The 16,340-nt window shown below is 73.2% G+C and carries 13 protein-coding genes and 4 pseudogenes; 8 read left to right on the top strand and 9 right to left on the bottom strand.

What is annotated here, in order from left to right; translation table 11 throughout:
* Positions 1-60: 60 nt before the first annotated feature.
* Positions 61-996 carry a hypothetical protein gene (locus I5Q34_RS24575; RefSeq protein WP_199894583.1) on the bottom strand — a complete coding sequence of 312 codons (936 nt, stop codon included), beginning with the start codon at positions 994-996 and terminating at the stop codon, positions 61-63.
* Positions 997-1,466: 470 nt separating this feature from the next.
* Between I5Q34_RS24575 and I5Q34_RS24570 the strand changes: the two genes are divergently transcribed.
* Positions 1,467-1,868 (top strand): VOC family protein, encoded by a 402-nt coding sequence (locus tag I5Q34_RS24570; protein WP_199894582.1) that lies wholly within the window; start codon positions 1,467-1,469, stop codon positions 1,866-1,868.
* A gap of 14 nt (positions 1,869-1,882) precedes the next feature.
* Here I5Q34_RS24570 and I5Q34_RS24565 read toward each other — a convergent pair whose 3' ends face one another.
* Positions 1,883-3,205: a cytochrome P450 gene (locus I5Q34_RS24565; protein WP_199894581.1), complete on the bottom strand. Its 1,323-nt coding sequence runs from the start codon at positions 3,203-3,205 to the stop codon at positions 1,883-1,885.
* A 156-nt stretch (positions 3,206-3,361) separates the two neighbouring features.
* On the opposite strand from I5Q34_RS24565, the gene I5Q34_RS24560 reads away from it, so the two are divergent.
* On the top strand, positions 3,362-4,003 hold the full coding sequence (locus tag I5Q34_RS24560) for a 1,4-alpha-glucan branching protein (protein WP_199894707.1): 642 nt from the start codon (positions 3,362-3,364) through the stop codon (positions 4,001-4,003).
* A gap of 5 nt (positions 4,004-4,008) precedes the next feature.
* Here the strand turns inward: I5Q34_RS24560 and I5Q34_RS24555 are convergent, their stop codons facing one another.
* Complete coding sequence (locus I5Q34_RS24555; RefSeq protein ID WP_199894580.1) at positions 4,009-4,557, bottom strand: hypothetical protein; 549 nt, start codon at positions 4,555-4,557, stop codon at positions 4,009-4,011.
* A gap of 405 nt (positions 4,558-4,962) precedes the next feature.
* On the opposite strand from I5Q34_RS24555, the gene I5Q34_RS24550 reads away from it, so the two are divergent.
* A complete protein-coding gene (locus I5Q34_RS24550) occupies positions 4,963-5,523 on the top strand; it encodes a cysteine hydrolase family protein (RefSeq protein WP_199894579.1) in 561 nt (186 codons plus the stop codon).
* A 72-nt stretch (positions 5,524-5,595) separates the two neighbouring features.
* On the opposite strand, the gene I5Q34_RS24545 is transcribed toward I5Q34_RS24550, so the two are convergent.
* Positions 5,596-6,099 carry an NUDIX domain-containing protein gene (locus I5Q34_RS24545; protein WP_199894578.1) on the bottom strand — a complete coding sequence of 168 codons (504 nt, stop codon included), beginning with the start codon at positions 6,097-6,099 and terminating at the stop codon, positions 5,596-5,598.
* A gap of 301 nt (positions 6,100-6,400) precedes the next feature.
* On the opposite strand from I5Q34_RS24545, the gene I5Q34_RS24540 reads away from it, so the two are divergent.
* Positions 6,401-7,063, top strand: a complete 663-nt coding sequence (locus I5Q34_RS24540; protein WP_199894577.1) for a YoaK family protein — start codon at positions 6,401-6,403, stop codon at positions 7,061-7,063.
* Here the strand turns inward: I5Q34_RS24540 and bla are convergent.
* The 5 genes and pseudogenes from bla to I5Q34_RS24520 all read right to left on the bottom strand — a co-directional run bounded on the left by bla (position 7,056) and on the right by I5Q34_RS24520 (position 10,625).
* Entirely contained in the window at positions 7,056-8,009 is a 954-nt protein-coding gene (bla, locus tag I5Q34_RS24535) for a class A beta-lactamase (protein WP_277965456.1), read from the bottom strand. The genes I5Q34_RS24540 and bla overlap by 8 nt on opposite strands.
* A 201-nt stretch (positions 8,010-8,210) precedes the next feature.
* A pseudogene (mmsA, locus tag I5Q34_RS24530) lies at positions 8,211-9,410 on the bottom strand (CoA-acylating methylmalonate-semialdehyde dehydrogenase); the annotation flags it as partial.
* 159 nt (positions 9,411-9,569) lie between these two features.
* A pseudogene (locus I5Q34_RS24525) lies at positions 9,570-9,785 on the bottom strand (M4 family metallopeptidase); the annotation flags it as partial.
* Positions 9,786-9,807: 22 nt separating this feature from the next.
* Positions 9,808-9,852, bottom strand: a pseudogene (locus I5Q34_RS36145) (hypothetical protein); the annotation flags it as partial.
* A 116-nt stretch (positions 9,853-9,968) separates the two neighbouring features.
* Complete coding sequence (locus I5Q34_RS24520) at positions 9,969-10,625, bottom strand: NADPH-dependent FMN reductase (protein WP_199894576.1); 657 nt, start codon at positions 10,623-10,625, stop codon at positions 9,969-9,971.
* 251 nt (positions 10,626-10,876) lie between these two features.
* Here I5Q34_RS24520 and I5Q34_RS24515 point away from each other — a divergent pair, with 251 nt between their 5' ends.
* The 4 genes and pseudogenes from I5Q34_RS24515 to I5Q34_RS24495 form a co-directional block, all read left to right on the top strand.
* A complete protein-coding gene (locus I5Q34_RS24515) occupies positions 10,877-11,890 on the top strand; it encodes a LacI family DNA-binding transcriptional regulator (RefSeq protein WP_199894575.1) in 1,014 nt (337 codons plus the stop codon).
* An 11-nt stretch (positions 11,891-11,901) separates the two neighbouring features.
* Complete coding sequence (locus I5Q34_RS24510; RefSeq protein WP_199894574.1) at positions 11,902-13,509, top strand: sugar ABC transporter ATP-binding protein; 1,608 nt, start codon at positions 11,902-11,904, stop codon at positions 13,507-13,509.
* Positions 13,499-15,393, top strand: a pseudogene (locus I5Q34_RS34990) (substrate-binding domain-containing protein). The gene I5Q34_RS24510 and the pseudogene I5Q34_RS34990 overlap by 11 nt, the downstream one beginning before the upstream one ends.
* A gap of 30 nt (positions 15,394-15,423) precedes the next feature.
* The coding region (locus I5Q34_RS24495) for a ribokinase (RefSeq protein ID WP_199894571.1) at positions 15,424-16,340 on the top strand (917 nt) is incomplete at its 3' end.

The raw sequence follows: 16,340 nt of genomic DNA, 5'->3' as shown, positions 1-16,340 counted from the left end.
CGGCGGCCGGGGTTCCTCCGTTCGGCGGCGCCCCGTCCACCGCCAGGGATGAACGGGCCGTCAGACGCCGCGCCGCAGCCGCCCGCTCCGCTCCTCCAGCCAGCCGACGATCCGCAGATCGTGCCGGGAGCCGGTGAGCTCGTCGAGCTGGGGGAGGCCGGCCATGCTGGTCACGTTGACCTCGGTGAGACGGCCGCCGATGACGTCGATACCGACGAGGTGCAGGCCGTCGGCCCGGAGGGCGGGGGCGATCCGCCGCACGATCCTGACGTCGTCGTCATCCAGCTCGCAGGCGTGCACGCTGCCGCCGACGGCCATGTTGGCGCGGAAGTCGCCGTTCGCCGGACGGCGGAGGAAACCGCCGAGGGGACGGCCGTCCAGGACGAGGACGCGCTTGTCGCCCTCGGCGACCTCGGGCAGGAACGCCTGGGCCATCGCCGGCCGGCTGCCGTTCGCCGTCGTGATCCCGGCGATCGAGCGGGCGTTGGGATCCCCCGGGGCCACGGTGAGGATGCCCCGGCCCTTGAAGTCGCCGAGCGGCTTGAACACGGCGCCGTGCGGCCGGCCGGCGGCGAAGGCGAGGAGCCGTTCGGGGTCGGCGGAGACGATGGTGGGCGGCATCAGGTCGGGGAACCGGCAGGCGTACAGCTTCTCGTTCGCCTCGCGCAGACCGCGAGGCGTGTTCATCAGCACGGTGTCACCGCTCAGGTGCTCCAGCAGCAGCGTGACCGTCAGGATGTCGTACGGCGGATCGACGCGGATCAGAACCGCGGTGGCCCGGTGCGGATCCACCTCGGCGCGCGGCCCGAGCTCCGGCAGACCGCCGTCGAAGGCCACCGGCCGGGCGACGGCGCGGACGCGCCCGTCGACGAGGGACAGGTCCGAGGTCAGGCAGTGCCAGACGGCGTGCCCGCGTTCGAGGGCGGCACGCATCAGGGTGACGGTGGCCCTGTGCTCCGATCCGTCACCGAGCGGGTCCATCACGAAGACGAACATGGGTCGGTCCTCCGATCCGGGGGGATGCGTCCGCAAGGCTATGGGCGGGGCGGCGGGCCCGCTGGCCGGCCGCCCCCGTTCGGATGCGCACCGGTCCGGATCAGGCCGCCCGGACGCCGGACTTCGCCGCGGTCGAGCCGGAGCCGGAGGGGAACCGGGTGCCGCGAGGGCGCGGTCACGGACAGGCCGGCGCCGAGCGCCACGGCGGCCGTGGCGATGCCGGGGCGCTGCCAGGTCCTGCGCATGGGTGTGCCTCCCGTGACGATGGACGGTGCACGGGAAACGCAGGGGAAGGCCTTGCCCAAAGCCATACGGCGGGTGCACGACCTCATAAGTGGACGTGGCGGGCGGCCCTTTGAGGGCGAGGGGCGCGCGAGGGGAACCGGCCCCCCGCGTCGGTCGCGCCGTTGTCAGTGCCGGCCGACAGAATGAGGGTCTTCCGGATCTCCAGGAGAGGAAAGGTGATCGTCATGGCGGGCACGGTTTCGGTCTGCCCGGTACTGCGGTACCGGGACGCGCACGCGGCCATCGGGCAGCTCACGGAAGCCTTCGGCTTCACCAGGAGCGCGGTGTACGAGAGCGAGGACGGCACGGTGCTGCACGCCGAACTCGCCCATGGGGGCGGTGTGGTGATGGTCGGCTCGAAGGGGCGGGGCGGCGTGTTCGAGGAAGCGATGGGCGACGCCGGTCCCGTCGCCGTCTACGTGGCCGTCGAGGACACCGACGCGCACGCCGAGCGGGCCCGGCGGGCAGGCGCCGAGATCCTCATGGAACCGACCGACCAGCCGTACGGCTCGCGCGACTACATGGCCCGCGACACCGAGGGCAACATCTGGACCTTCGGAACGTACGTCCCCGCCGGCTCGGGATGAACGGCACACCCCGCCTACGCCGGGGCCCGCGGGCTCACGAGCAGGCGGATGTCGTCGGCCGCCCAGAGGACGAACCGTTCGACCGGGATCACTTCGTGCCCCGGCACCGGCAGGAACCGGAAGCGCTTGAGCAGCACGGCCAGCACCAGCTCGGCCTCGACCATGGCCAGGGACGCCCCCTCGCAGCCACGGGGCCCGAGCCCGAAGGGGACGTAGGCCAGCCGCGGCCGCCTGGCGATCTCCTCCGGGGTGAACCGCTCGGGCACGAACCTCTCCGGCTCGGGCCAGTGGACGGGGTTCATGTGCACGGCCCGGAACGGATAGAAGACCGTCGCCCCGGCCGGGATCACGTAGTCGCCCACCACGAGGGCCTCGGCCGTCTCCCGCGCGCCGTACGGGCCGGGCGGGCAGAGCCGCATCGACTCCTTGAGGACCATCTCCAGATACGTGAGCCGGCGCAGGTCGGCATACCCGGGGGCCGCACGGTCGCCGAGGACGCGGTCCAGCTCGCCGGCGACACGTCCGGCCACCTCGGGGTGGTGTGCCAGCAGATGGAGGGTCCACGAGACGGCCACCCCGGTCGTGTGGTGGGCGGCCAGCATCGTCATCATGACGGTGTCGCGGATCCGCGCGGGACGCTCACCTGCCTCGACGAGCGCCCCGATCAGATCGCTCCGGTCCGTCCGGCCGCCGCCGGGGCGGTGCGCCGCGATCACCTCGTCGACCGTCGCGCGGAGGTGGGCGAGAGCGTTCCGGGCCCGCCCGGCCCGTTCCTCCCCGTCGCCGGGGAGCGGCAGTCGGTAGAGCCGTCCCAGATGCTCGGTGAGCACCTCCTCGAAGGCGGTGACGACGCCGTCCGGGTCCACGGTGTCGCCCCCGAGGGCGTACGCGCAGATCATCCGCAGCGAGAGCGCGGTGAGGTCCTTCTGCGACGCGACGGCGGTGGTCCCGCGCCCGGCCCAGCGGTCCGCGAGTTCCGTCGCCAGCGTGGTGAACCGCCCGAAGTGCCGCTCGTGGGACGGGCGTCCGGCCAGCACCGACAGCAGCAGGCGCCGCAGCGGCGCGTGCTCGGCGGCGGGCAGTACCTGCAGGTTGCCCGCCTCGAACAGCGGCTCCAGGAAAGCGAAGAGCCGCTCCGGCCGCTCGTCGAGATGCGCCGTCGCCTCCAGCAGCACGGGGTCGGAGACCGACACGACCGTGTCCGCGCCCGGCAGTTGGAACCGCACGACCGGCCCGTACTCCTCGTGCAACCGCAGCTGATAGGCGTGCAGCCCGCCCGCCGCCGCGACGGCGCCGGCACCGCTGTCCGGCCGGGGTGAGGGACCGGGGATGTCCATGACCGCTCCTCGGGAGGAAGTCCGGCAGAGGGTTCGGCAGGGAGTTCCTGACACGGACACTCTGGCGCGTTCCCGTCCGGCGGGAAAGGATGGGCGCTACATCATCGCCAGACGAACCAGACGAACCCGATGAACCCGACGAAAGAGAACGCCCGCATGGCCGTCATCCACCACACCACCGTCGTCCCGTCCAAGGACGAACTGCTCACCGCCTGGCTGCCCACCCGCCCCTGGTACCGCCCCGCCGTCGGCGCCCCGAAGCTGGAGAGGGCGGGCGGCTTCCGGCTGGACGACCCGGCGGGCGAGGTCGGGATCGAGTTCATGGCGGTGACCGACACGGCGGGCGCCGGGCCGGTCACCTACCTGGTGCCGGTCACCTACCGCGGCGCCCCGCTCAAGGGCGCCGAGGACGCGCTCGTCGGCACGATGGAGCACGGCGTGCTGGGCACGCGCTGGGCCTACGACGGCTGCCACGACCCGGTGCTCGTCGACGGGCTCCTCGCCCTGATCGAGGGCCGCGCCCAGGCACAGGACCAGAACACCAGCGATGCCCCCGACCCCGGGATCACACGCTCGTTCACCGGGAACGGCCCGGTCCCGGCGGACCTCTCCACCGTCACCGACGACCGCGAGTCGACCACCCTCACCGGGACCTCGCAGGACGTCACCCTGCGCCTGAACCGCGTCCTGCGCCCCGGCACCCTCCCGCAGGGGGCGACCGGCCAGGTCACGGGCTGGTGGCGGCAGCCGGACGGGACCCGGGCCCAGGGGCCGTTCGCCGTCCTGCACTGTCGCTGACCCGATCAGGACGGCGGCTTTCGCGCGGTGACGTAGGTGAACGGGGCGGAGACCCCGGCGCTGTGGTAGCCGGCGGCCGCCAGGGCCAGGGTCAGCCGCTTGCGCGGTTCGAGGCCCATGCCCGCGGTGGCGTGCAGGGCGCCGAGCGCGAACTCGTCCCCGCACCCCACCGCCGCGTATCCGTCGGCGGGTTCGGCTATCTGGTAGTCGCCGTAGACGGCGAACAGACGGCCGTACACACCGACGAGGAACGTCCCGCCCTCCTCCTGCTCGGAGTCCTTGCGCGCCCAGCCGCCGTCCTTGAGGCACGTGCGCAGCTTGTCGACGAAGACGGTGGTCATGAACCGGTCCAGGTCGCCCTTGGGCTTGGGCGCCTTGAACGCGTGGTGCAGCAACTGGCCCATGCGGAAGCTCGTCGTGAAGCCCATGGCGTAGGGGCCGTTGCGGAAGACCTTCGGATCCTGGCGGACGGTGAGTCTGTATCCGCCGACCCCCGCCGAGTCCCCGCCCAGGTGCACCCGCCCGTCGTGAACGAGCCCGACGATCACGGTCATGCTCTCCCCCTCCGTCGCGCCACCCTTCTCGATACTGCGCCGGTGGGGGCGGGCGGAAACCGGGGGACGGATCGTCACCTCACCGTGGTTCCGCGGGCGCCTCCACCGTCCCGTCCCCGGCCGTCGTCAGGCACGGGGCCGCCGCCTGCTTCGCCGCGTACAGCAGGCAAGCCCGGGTGCTGCGAGGCGACTTGGTCCGGGGGATTCCGGCAGGTGCGACGGCCCCCGGAAACCGGACCGTTCGGCGGTCAGGGCGCCTCGGCCGATACCGTCGGGCCGACGGAAAGTGTCGCGGGAGCACGCCGGTTCGCTCCCTCGCCGGCCCGGCAGGCCGTTACGCTGACCCGGGCCGCCGCCGCGGAACGGCGGTGAGCAACGGCCGCTCGGCGAAGCGACGGAGGAAACATGGCAGGAACCGCCCTCCTGGTGATGGACGTCCAACAGGCCGTCGTCGACATCGCCGACGACGGATCCGGATACCTGACCCGCCTGCGCCGGGCGACCGACGGCGCCCGGGCCGCCGGCATCCCGGTGATCTACGTGGTCATGGGGCTGCGCCCGGTGCGGCCGGACGCAGTCTCCCGCAACAGGGCGATGGACGCCGTCATCCGGGCGGGACTCTTCGCGGAGGACGACCCGGGGACCCGCATCCACCCGGACGTCCCGCCCCGGCAGGGCGACGTCGTGGTCACCAAGAGGCGGGCGAGCGCGTTCTCCGGCAGCGACCTCGACCTGGTCCTGAGGGCGGGCGGCATCGACAGCCTCGTCCTCGCCGGCATCGCCACGGGCAGTGTCGTGCTGTCCACCCTGTGCCAGGCCGCCGACCTGGACCTCGGTCTCACCGTCCTGGCGGACGCCTGCCTCGACACCGACCCCGAGGTGCACCGGGTCCTCACCGAGAAGGTGTTCCCGAGGCAGGCGGACGTCGTCACGGTCGGGCAATGGCTCAAGTCCATCGCGCCGTGACGGCCGTTCAGGCCAAGGGGATTCCGCCGGCGCACCGGATGCCGCCGCCACGCACGGCCGCTCCTCGGGACGTCACGCCACGTCCCCCTCGTAACGGGCCCGCGCCTGCCCCGCCGTCGCCTGCGCGATGAGGTCCGGGAGGCGGTCCTGCAGGTGGGCGGGGATCATCCGCAGGCCGGCCACCTTGTCGACGGGCACCCAGGTGATGTCGCTCTGGTACTCGTCGGGCACGATGCCGCCCAGCGTCTCCGGCTCGTCCACGACGGTGCAGGCGAACAGCACCTCGACCCGGTGGCCGTCCGCGTCCGTGACCGGCTCGCCGGGGTGGTTCGCCGGGACGTACTCGCGCACCCACAGCATCGGGCCCGCCACGACACGGACGCCGGTCTCCTCCAGGACCTCGCGCACGACACATGCGGTCAGGGTCTCGCCGGGCCACTGGCCGCCGCCGGGCAGCCACCAGGTGTCGGGGCGGGGCCAGTCGCCGTGCCCGAGGAGGACGTGACCGTCCCGGACGACGAGGGCTACGGCGGAGTTGCGGATGCGCGGGCCGGCGAGCGGCTGCTGATTCGTCATTGCCCGCACGGTAGTTGCAGCCGCCGTGCGGGGGGTGCGGTTCGGCGACGACGTACCGGAGCGGGTGACGGCGCCGACAGGGGATTGCCGGCGAGCGCCGTGGCGGGATAACGCCGGGCGGGGTTGCGGGTGATCGGGCTCCTCAGGAAGATCCTTCGGCAACGGCCCGGATTTCCGGGCCCCTTGGCGCTTTTCCCGCCGACGACTTCCTCAATACCCGCCGTTTGCCTGCTGGAGTGATTTCGTGCAGCACCCCAAGCTCCTTTTCCGTACCCGACGACACGGTGACCCCCTGCCCACGGTGATCGTGCTTCTCACCGTCACCGGAGGAATGCTGGACGCCATCAGTTTCCTGGGACTCGGGCAGGTTTTCGTCGGCATGATGACCGGCAATGTCATCACCTTCGGCTTTGCCCTCGGCGGCGCGCCGCACTTCACGGAAGCGGGCCCGCTGCTGGCCCTGCTCGGATTCGCGGCCGGGGTGGCGTCGACGGCACGGGTGGTGCGCAGACGACGTGTGATGGGCCATGGACGGTGGTTCACCGCGGTGCTGTCGCTGGAGACCATGCTGTTGCTGACCGCCGCCGTGATCGGCACGCTCCCGCAGGCCGCGGCCGGCCGCAACGCCGTGATCACCGTGCTGGCGGTGACCATGGGCATGCGGTGCGCCGCCCTGCGCAGCCTGGCCGTCCCGGAGCTCCAGGCGACCTTCGCCCTCACCGGTGCCCTGATCGCCCTCCTCCACGACCTCTGCGCCGGATCCGGGTCCCCCGTCCAGATGGTCCGCCGGCTGGGCATCATCGGCGCCACCGGGGCGGGCGCCGCGGCCGGAGCCATGGCGCTGACCCACCTGGGCCTCGGCGGGGCGCTGGGGGCCGTGGCGCTGGGCGTCGCCGCCCTCGCCGTCATCCTGCGGCGGCAGCCGGCCCCCGCGCCCGCCCGGACCCCGGCGGTGGTCAGATGAATTCCCCGGCCAGCAGCTCGGCGGCCTCGGCGATCAGCGCGTCGTTCTTCTCCATGTCCCGCTTCCCGGCGGTGGTGAGGACGGACATGACGACCGGCGGCCGTCCCGGGGGCCAGGCGATGCCCACGTCGTTGTTGGTGCCGTACTTGCCGGCCCCGGTCTTGTCCGCGATCGCCCAGTCCCCGGGCAGACCGGCACGGAACTGCTTCCCGCTGGTCGTGTTGGCGAGCAGCCACCGGGTCAGCCGCTCCCGGTGCCGCGACGGGAGGACGTCGCCCAGCACCAGCCGCGCGTACGTCCGGGCGATGGCCTGCGGCGTGGTGGTGTCCGTCCCGCGCCCGGGCTCGGCCGAGTTGAGCTCGGGCTCCCAGCGGTCGAGGCGGGTGTCCCCGTCCCCGACGGACCGGCAGAAACGGGTCACCGCGCCCGGGCCGCCCAGCCTGCGCAGCAGGAGGTTGGCGGCGCAGTTGTCGCTGTAGGAGATCGCGGCACCGCACAGATCGGCGCCGGTCATGCCCCTGCGCAGATTCTCGGCCTTGCCCGTGATCGGGGCGTACCCCGAGGACTCGGTGTCCCGTTCGGTGTAGTGCACGCGTTCGTGGAGGAAACCGTCGCCCTTGCGCAGCCCCTGGAGCACGGCCCCGACGGCGAGCGTCTTGAACGTCGAGCACATCGGGAACAGCTCCGTGGCGCGATGGCTCACGGGATCGCCGCCCGCCGTGCTGAAGGCGAAAACTCCCAGCCGCACCGGGACCCCGAGGCGCGCGGAGTGCTCGGCCTCCAGCTGCTGGAGCCGGTCGGAAATGCCGCTCCCGGAAGGGTTTTTCGTCTTCGGCGCGTCGGCCGCGAATGTCTCCTGCGCGGGGCCGAGAGCGGCCGTGAGCGCCGTTCCGGTGCCGATGGCGAGCAGGGAACGGCGAGTTGGCCGAATGCGGGGCGATTCCACTGGCGCGTACTCCTTCTTCGGGCTTCTTCGGGCGGATTCCGGGCTTCCGGTGCTTCTCCCGGTCTGGACCCCGCCGCAGGACGAGCGGTTGCGATCGGACCGCAAATGTGAGATCGACGACACAAAGCCCGTGGGTCCCCGGGCCGTACGACGGCGCCGGAGACCCACGGGCGGGAACGCCGCGCGTCAGTGGTTGCTGCGTCAGTGGTTGCTGGGGAAGCCCAGGTCCACGCCCCGGTCCGACGGGTCGGGCCAGCGGGTGGTGACGACCTTTCCGCGGGTGTAGAAGCGGACGCCGTCGTTGCCGTAGATGTGGTGGTCGCCGAAGAGGGAGTCCTTCCAGCCGCCGAAGGAGTGGTGGCCCACCGGCACCGGGATGGGCACGTTGACGCCCACCATTCCCGCCTGCACCTCCAGTTGGAAGCGGCGGGCCGCGCCGCCGTCGCGGGTGAAGACGGCCGTGCCGTTCCCCCAGGGGGAGGCGTTGATGAGGGCCACGCCCTCCTCGTACGTCTCCGCGCGGACCACGCACAGCACCGGGCCGAAGATCTCGTCGCGGTACGCGTCCATCCCGGGGGTCACCCGGTCGAGCAGCGAGATGCCGATCCAGTGGCCGTCCTCGTACCCCTCGACGGTGAAGCCGGTGCCGTCGAGGACGACTTCCGCGCCCTGGGCGGCGGCGCCGCGCACGTAGGAGGCGACCTTGTCGCGGTGGGCGCGGGTGATGAGGGGACCCATCTCGGACGCCGGGTCGTCGCCGGGGCCGATGCGCAGCGCGGCCGTGCGCTCCTTGATCTTCTCGATGAGGGGGCCGGCCGTGGGGCCGACGGCCACCAGCACGGAGACGGCCATGCAGCGCTCGCCGGCCGAGCCGTACGCGGCGTTGACGGCGGCGTCGGCGGCCAGGTCGAGGTCGGCGTCGGGCAGGACGAGCATGTGGTTCTTGGCGCCGCCGAGGGCCTGGACGCGCTTGCCGTTGGCGGTGCCGGTGGTGTGGATGTACCGGGCTATGGGGGTGGAGCCGACGAACGAGACGGCGGCGACGTCCGGGTGCTCCAACAGCCGGTCCACAGCGGTCCTGTCACCGTTGACGACGTTGAGCACACCGTCCGGCAGGCCCGCCTCGGCCGCGAGCTCGGCCAGGCGCAGCGCGGCGGAGGGCACCTTCTCGCTGGGCTTGAGGACGAACGTGTTGCCGCAGGCGATGGCGAGCGGGAACATCCACATCGGCACCATGGCCGGGAAGTTGAACGGCGTGATGCCGGCCACCACCCCCAGCGGCTGCCGGATCGCCGCGACGTCGACGCGCGTCGAGACCTGGGTGGACAGCTCGCCCTTGAGCTTCTCCGTGATGCCGCAGGCGAGTTCCAGGGGGCGAAGCCCCCGGTCAACGCGGCGCAGCCGCGTTACGGGCCCCGGGGCGGAGCCCCGGAAGAAACGGTGAAAGGGCGGGACCGGGGCAGGACTCCCCGCCCCGGGCTCCGGCTGAAACACGTGGGGCACGCCTCCTCACCACCGAAAAGATGCGGCGACCCGGCCGCAAACACCCCGGAATCCACGTCAGTTGACGTTGACCGCCGCCCAGGTCGCACCCACGACCCGGTACTCCTCGCTGTCCTGGCCGTACAGGTCCGCCGCCGCCTTGAGCGTCGCCCCGCAGGCCGCCGCGTAGTCCGTGTTCGACGTCATGTACGTCATGAGCGCCTTGTACCGGACGGCCAGGGCCTTGTCGCGCCCGATGCCGGGGACGGACGAGCCGTCGTAGGTCGGGCAGTCCGTCGTAGGTGCGGCCGTAGCGTGTGTGCACGGTGCCGTCGGCGTCCTTGCGTTCTTGACGGTTCATGATTGAAGCATGGGCGGGAGTTGACCGTTGATCGTCACCTCGCGTTCGCTATGCGGACACCAACCGGCCATCAGGCCACGGTCGTTGCCGTCCGTCCCGCTTCGACCGCGCCCCGCTCATTCGGCCCGGTCGAAGGTCGGGTCCGGGCGCTGGCCCAGGTACTCCACCCACGCCTTCTTCGCGCACGGGTAGCGGACGACCGCCTCGACGAGGTCCATGTAGCCGCGGACGTTCACCTCGAACTGCTCCTGGAGGGTCGCGTGCGTCAGGCGGCCGTCCTCGCCGAAGGCCGTGGCCGACTGGGCGAGGGAGAACATGTCGGGGTGCAGCCGGGCGCCGAGCGCCTCCAGCGGGACGCGCAGCGCCCACAGGCTCCGGTTGCCGCCGGTTCTGGAGGGCGAGGCCGACATCAGCAGGCCGAGGCGTTCGTTGAAGGGCTGCGGGCGGAAGCGGGACGTCCAGTCGATGAGGTTCTTGAGCACGCCCGGCAGGGACGCGTTGTACTCCGGCGAGGAGATGACGAACGCGTCGTGGTCCAGGAGCTTGCGCCGGAAGCGCTCGGCGCCGTCCGGGATGCCGTCGGAGACCTCGTGGTCCCCGTGGTAGCCGGGGACGTCGAAGTCTCCGATGGTGGCGACCTCGGCGGTGCCGCCGCGCTCCTCGATGACCGAGGCGGCCAGCCGTGCCAGCCGGGTGTTCCACGAATCGGAGCGCGCCGAGGCGCTCATGACGAAGTAGGTCAGGTGCGGGCCGGTGTGCGCGGGGGTGGTCATCGTGCCGTGCCTTCCGACGGTCTGTCAGGTCGATGTTCACTGGGGTCATGGTGCGGTGGTGGACCCCGGAAGGCGGGCGGTCGCGGCCCGGGCCGGGGCGATGGCACCCGGGCGGCCCAGAGGCACCCCCTCGCCCGGGTGTGACGTGCGCCATCGCCGGCATGCCTTGACGCGACCTCGATGTAATCGATTACCTGTCCGCACGAAATCGATTACACGAGAATCGATCGCACGAGAGCGGAGAGACCGTGATGGCGACCATCAAGGACGTGGCCGACCTGGCCGGCGTCTCCGTCGCCACCGTCTCGCGCGTCCTCAACGGCCGCTCCCCCGTCGCCGGGACCCGCGACCGCGTCCTGGCCGCCGTGGCCGAGCTCGGCTACCGGCCCAACGTGGTGGCCCGGGCGCTGCGCACGGCCCGCACCCGGACGCTGGGTCTGGTCATCAGCGATCTGCGCAACGCGTTCTTCACGGAGCTGGCCGACGCCGTCGAGCAGGAGGCCCGGCGGCTGGGCTACAGCCTGATCATCGGCAACGCCGGCGAGAGCCCGGAGCAGCAGGACGACTACATCCGCACGCTGCTGGACCGGCGGATCGACGGCCTGATGGTCAGTTCGGCCGGGACGGGTTCGGCGACGCTGTGCGAGGTCGTCGCCTCCGGCACGCCGCTGGTCCTGCTCGACCGGCCGGTGCCCGGGGTCGACGCCCCGTGCGTGCGGGCCGAGGGCGGCGCCGCGCTGACCGGTCTGGCCGCTCACCTCGCGTCCCTGGGCCGCCGTCGGCCGGCCGTGATCGTCGCTCCGGCCGGGACGCCGGTGGGCGACGAGCGCCTGGAGTGCTTCCGGACGGCGCTGGCCGGGCACGGCATCGCGCTGCCGCCGGAGCTGGCCGTCTCGTCGCCGGACATGACGCCCGCGGGTGGGCGGCGGATGATGCGGCGGCTGCTGGAGCTGCCGGAGCCGCCGGACGCGGTGCTGGCCGCGGACAACCTGATGGCGCTGGGCGCCCTGGACGAGCTCCGCGCGCGCGGTCTGCGCGTCCCGGGCGACATGGCGCTGGTGGCGTTCGACGACGTCCCCTGGTTCGCGCACACCGACCCGCCGCTGACCGCCGTGGCCCAGCCGACGCGGGAGCTGGGCCGGGCGGCGGTGCACACGCTGCTGGAACGGATCGAGGGCCGTCCGGCCGCGTCCGTGCTGTTGTCGGCCCGGCTGGTGGTGCGCCGCTCGTGCGGCGAACCGTCCGGCCGCAGGCCGCCGAAGTGAGGAGAGGCGAAATGACCGGCGTCAACGGCGACGTGCGGGACAGCCGTGAAGACCCGCCCCCGGGCCGGGAGTTGCTGCGCGTCGAGGGGGTGGCCAAGTCGTTCCCCGGGGTGCGGGCCCTGGACGGGGTGGATCTGACGCTGCGTGCGGGCGAGGTGCACGTGCTGCTCGGCGAGAACGGGGCGGGCAAGAGCACGCTGATCAAGATGCTCGCGGGGGTGCACCGTCCCGACGAGGGGCGGATCGTGGTGGACGGCGAGGAGGTGGCCATCCGGTCCGCGCAGGACGCGGAGCGGCTGGGGATCGCCACGATCCACCAGGAGTTCAACCTGGTGCCGGGGCTGTCGGTGGCCGAGAACCTCTTCCTGGGGCGGCAGCCGCGGACGAGGTTCGGGCTGGTGGACCGGCGGGCGATGCGCGAGCGGGCCGCGCGGCTGCTGGAGCGGGTGCGTCTGGACGTCTCCCCCGCGGCCCCGGTCGCGGGGCTGGGGATCGCGCAGCTGCAGATGGTGGAGATCGCCAAGGCGCTGGGGGTGGACGCCCGGGTGCTGGTCATGGACGAGCCGACGGCGGTGCTCACCTCCTCGGAGGTGGCGACGCTGTTCGGGATCGTGCGCGAGCTGCGCGCCGGCGGGGTGGCGGTCGTCTTCATCACCCACCATCTGGAGGAGATAGCCGAGCTCGGGGACCGGGTGACGGTGCTGCGCGACGGCCGGTCGGTGGCCGAGGTTCCCGCGTCGGTGCCCGAGGACGAGCTGATCCGGCTGATGGTGGGCCGGGAGATCACCGAGCAGTACCCGCGCCGCCGCCCGGAGTTGGGCGCTCCGCTGCTGCGGGTGCGGGGGCTGACCCGGCGGGGTGCGGACGGCGCGCCCGGTTTCGCGGACGTCGGCTTCGAAGTGCGCGCCGGGGAGGTCGTGGGGCTGGCCGGGCTGGTGGGGGCGGGCCGCACGGAGGTGGCGCGGGCCGTCTTCGGGGTGGACCGGTACGCGTCCGGGTCGGTCGAGGTGGACGGCCGGGCGCTGGCCCGGGGCGACGTGCGGGCCGCGATGCGGGCCGGGCTGGGGCTGGTGCCCGAGGACCGCAAGGCCCAGGGGCTGCTGCTGGACGCGCCGTTGGACGAGAACCTGACGCTGGCCCGGCTGGACCGCGACACCCGCGGCGGCTTCGTGGACCGGCGGGCGCAGCGCCGGGAGGCGGCCGCGATGGCGGGGCGGCTGAAGGTGCGGATGAGCGGGCTGGAGCAGTCGGCGCGGACGTTGTCGGGCGGCAATCAGCAGAAGGTGGTCATCGGGAAGTGGCTGCTGGCCGGTGTGCGGCTGCTGATCCTCGACGAGCCGACGCGCGGTGTGGACGTGGGCGCGAGGGTGGAGATCTACCGGCTCGTCAACGAGCTGACGGCGGCGGGCTGCGGGGTGCTGATGATCTCCAGTGACCTGCCGGAGGTGCTCGGCATGAGCGACCGGGTGCTGGTGATGGCGCAGGGCCGGATCGCCGGGGAGTTGTCGGCGGCGGACGGGACGGTCACCCAGGACGCGGTGATGGAGCTGGCCGTCCGCGCGCCCGGCGCGGTGGAACGAGGGAACGAGAGCGCGATGGAGGGCTCCGATGTCGGCTGAGGTGCTGAGGGCGCCGGGGGGCACTCCCGGGCAGTGGTTCACGAGGGCGGTGCTGCGCAACGGCCCGCTGGGCGGTCTGGCCGCGCTGGTCGTGGTGATGGCCGTGTTGTCGAAGGATTTCCTGGGCGGGCAGAACCTGCTGAACGTGGGGGTCCAGGCGTCGGTGACGGCGATCCTGGCCTTCGGTGTGACGTTCGTGATCGTGTCGGCGGGCATCGACCTGTCGGTGGGGTCGGTGGCCGCGCTGTCGGCGACGGTCGTCGCCTGGGCGGCCACCTCGCAGGGGCTGCCGGTGTGGGTGGCGGTGCTGCTGGGTCTGGCGGTGGGTGTCGTGGCGGGGCTGGTCTCGGGGGCGTTGGTGGCCTACGGGCGGCTGCCGGCGTTCATCGCCACGCTGGCGGTGCTCTCGGTGGGCCGGGGTCTGGCCCTGGTGGTCTCGGGCGGTTCGCCGATCGCGTTCCCGTCGTCGGTGAGCCGGCTCGGGGACACGCTCGGCGGCTGGCTTCCGGTGCCGGTGCTGGTGATGGCCGCGATGGGGCTGCTGGCGGCGCTGGTGCTGGCCCGTACGTACACGGGCCGGGCGATGTTCGCGATCGGCGGCAACGAGGAGGCGGCCCGGCTGTCGGGCATCGACGTCCGGCGGCGCAAGCTGGTGGTGTACGCGCTGTCGGGGCTGTTCGCGGCCGTCGCCGGCATCGTGCTGGCCTCCCGGCTGACCTCCGCGCAGCCGCAGGCCGCGGTCGGGTACGAGCTGGACGCGATCGCCGCGGTCGTCATCGGCGGGGCGAGTCTGTCGGGCGGCTCGGGCAAGGCGTCGGGGACGCTGATCGGCGCGCTGATCCTGGCGGTGCTGCGCAACGGCCTCAATCTGCTGAGCGTTTCGGCGTTCTGGCAGCAGGTGGCCACGGGTCTGGTCATCGCGGTGGCGGTGCTGCTGGACACGCTGCGCCGGCGGAGCGCGCGATGAGGCGGGTGCGGGCCGTGGGGCTGTTCATGGCGTGCGCGCTGGCGGTGCCGGCCGTGGCCGGCTGCGACCGGGGCGGGAACACCGATCTGGGGCTGGCGCTGTCCACCCTCAACAACCCGTTCTTCGTGGGCATCAAGAAGGGCGCGCAGGCCGAGGCGAAGGCCCGCGGCCTGAAGATCAACATCACGGACGCGCAGAACGACCCGATGCAGCAGGTCAATCAGATGGAGACCTTCACCAGCCAGGATGTCAGGGCCGCGGTGATCAACCCGGTGGACTCGGACGCGGCGGTGCCCGCCGTCGGGGTGGCCAACCGGGCGAAGGTGCCGGTGATTTCCATCGACCGCGGGGTCAACGGCGGGACGGTGGGCACGACCATCGCCTCCGACAACGTCGAGGGCGGGCGGATCGCGGCCCGGGCGCTGGCCGAGTCGATGGGCGGCCGGGGGAAGGTGGCCGTCCTGGAGGGACAGCCGGGTACCTCCGCCGCCCGCGAGCGCGGCAAGGGCTTCGACGAGGGCATCGGGGCGTACCCCGGGATCGAGGTGGTGGCCCGCCAGCCCGCCGACTTCGACCGGACCAAGGGCATGGACGTGATGTCCAACCTCCGGCAGGCGCACGGTGATCTGGCCGGGGTCTTCGCCGCCAACGACGAGATGGCGCTCGGCGCGGCGAAGGCGCTGGGCGCGGACGCGGGCCGGAAGGTGAGGATCGTCGCCTTCGACGGGACCCCCGACGGGATCGCGGCGGTGCGCGCGGGGGCGCTGACGGCGACGGTGGCCCAGCAGCCGGCGCTGCTGGGCCGGCAGGCGGTCGCCTGGGCGGTCCGGGCGGCCGGCGGTGAGCGGCTGCCGCGCACGGTGAAGGTGCCGGTGGTGCTGGTGACGCGCGAGAACGCGGCCCGGTTCACGGGCTGAGCACGAAGAGCAGGGACGGAAGAGGCTGTGATGACGGACGAGAGCGGCGGGATGCGGGCGTACGACGTCCTGGTGGTCGGTTCGGCCAACGCGGATCTGATGGTGCGGGTGGACCGGCGGCCGGGTGCGGGCGAGACGGTGCTCGGCACGGATCTGGTGGAGTCGGCGGGCGGCAAGGGCGCCAACCAGGCGGCGGCCGCGGCCCGGTTGGGGGCGCGGACGGTGCTGCTGGCGCGGGTCGGTGACGACGCGTACGGCGAGTTGCTGCTGGACGCCCAGCGGTCGGCCGGGACGGATGTGCGTCACGTGCGGGTCGAGGGCGGGGCGCGCACGGGTACGGCGATGATCGTGGTCGGCCCGGACGGCGACAACGCGATCGTCGTCTCGCCCGGGGCCAACGCCCGTCTCTCGCCGGACGACGTGGCGGCCGCGCGGCCGCTCTTCGCCGCCTCGGCGGTGGTCTGTCTGCAGCTGGAGATCCCGCCGGAGACGGTGCGGGCGGCGGTCGCGTCGGCCGGGGAGGCGGGCGCGCGCGTGGTGCTCAACCCCTCGCCCGTACCGGACGGGCTCGATCCGGAGCTGCTGGCGGCGGCCGATCCGCTCGTCGTCAACGAGCACGAGGCGCGGCTCCTGTCCGGTGACGCGGCCGGGGACGCGGCGGGTTGGGCCCGGGCGCTGCGGGACCGCGGGGCCCGTTCGGTCGTCGTCACCCTGGGCGGCGAGGGCGCCCTCGCCCTGGACGGCACGGCCCCGGAGCCGGTGGCCGTGCCCGGCGTCGTCGTGCGCGCCGTGGACACCACGGGCGCCGGGGACGCGTTCACCGGCGCGCTGGCCGCTCAACTGGCGGGCGGCGGGCCCCGGGGGGGGGGGGGGCGGGTGGGGGGGGGGGGGGGGGGCGCGGGCGGGGCCCCGCCCGGGGGGCCGGCGGGGTACCCCCCCGGGGGCGC

Origin of the sequence: Streptomyces sp. AV19 (assembly GCF_015999245.1) — a bacterium.
In the GTDB taxonomy this organism is placed as follows: Bacteria; Actinomycetota; Actinomycetes; order Streptomycetales; family Streptomycetaceae; genus Streptomyces.
Note: the sequence above shows the minus strand (reverse complement) of the source record. Positions and strands in the feature narration are given on the sequence as shown.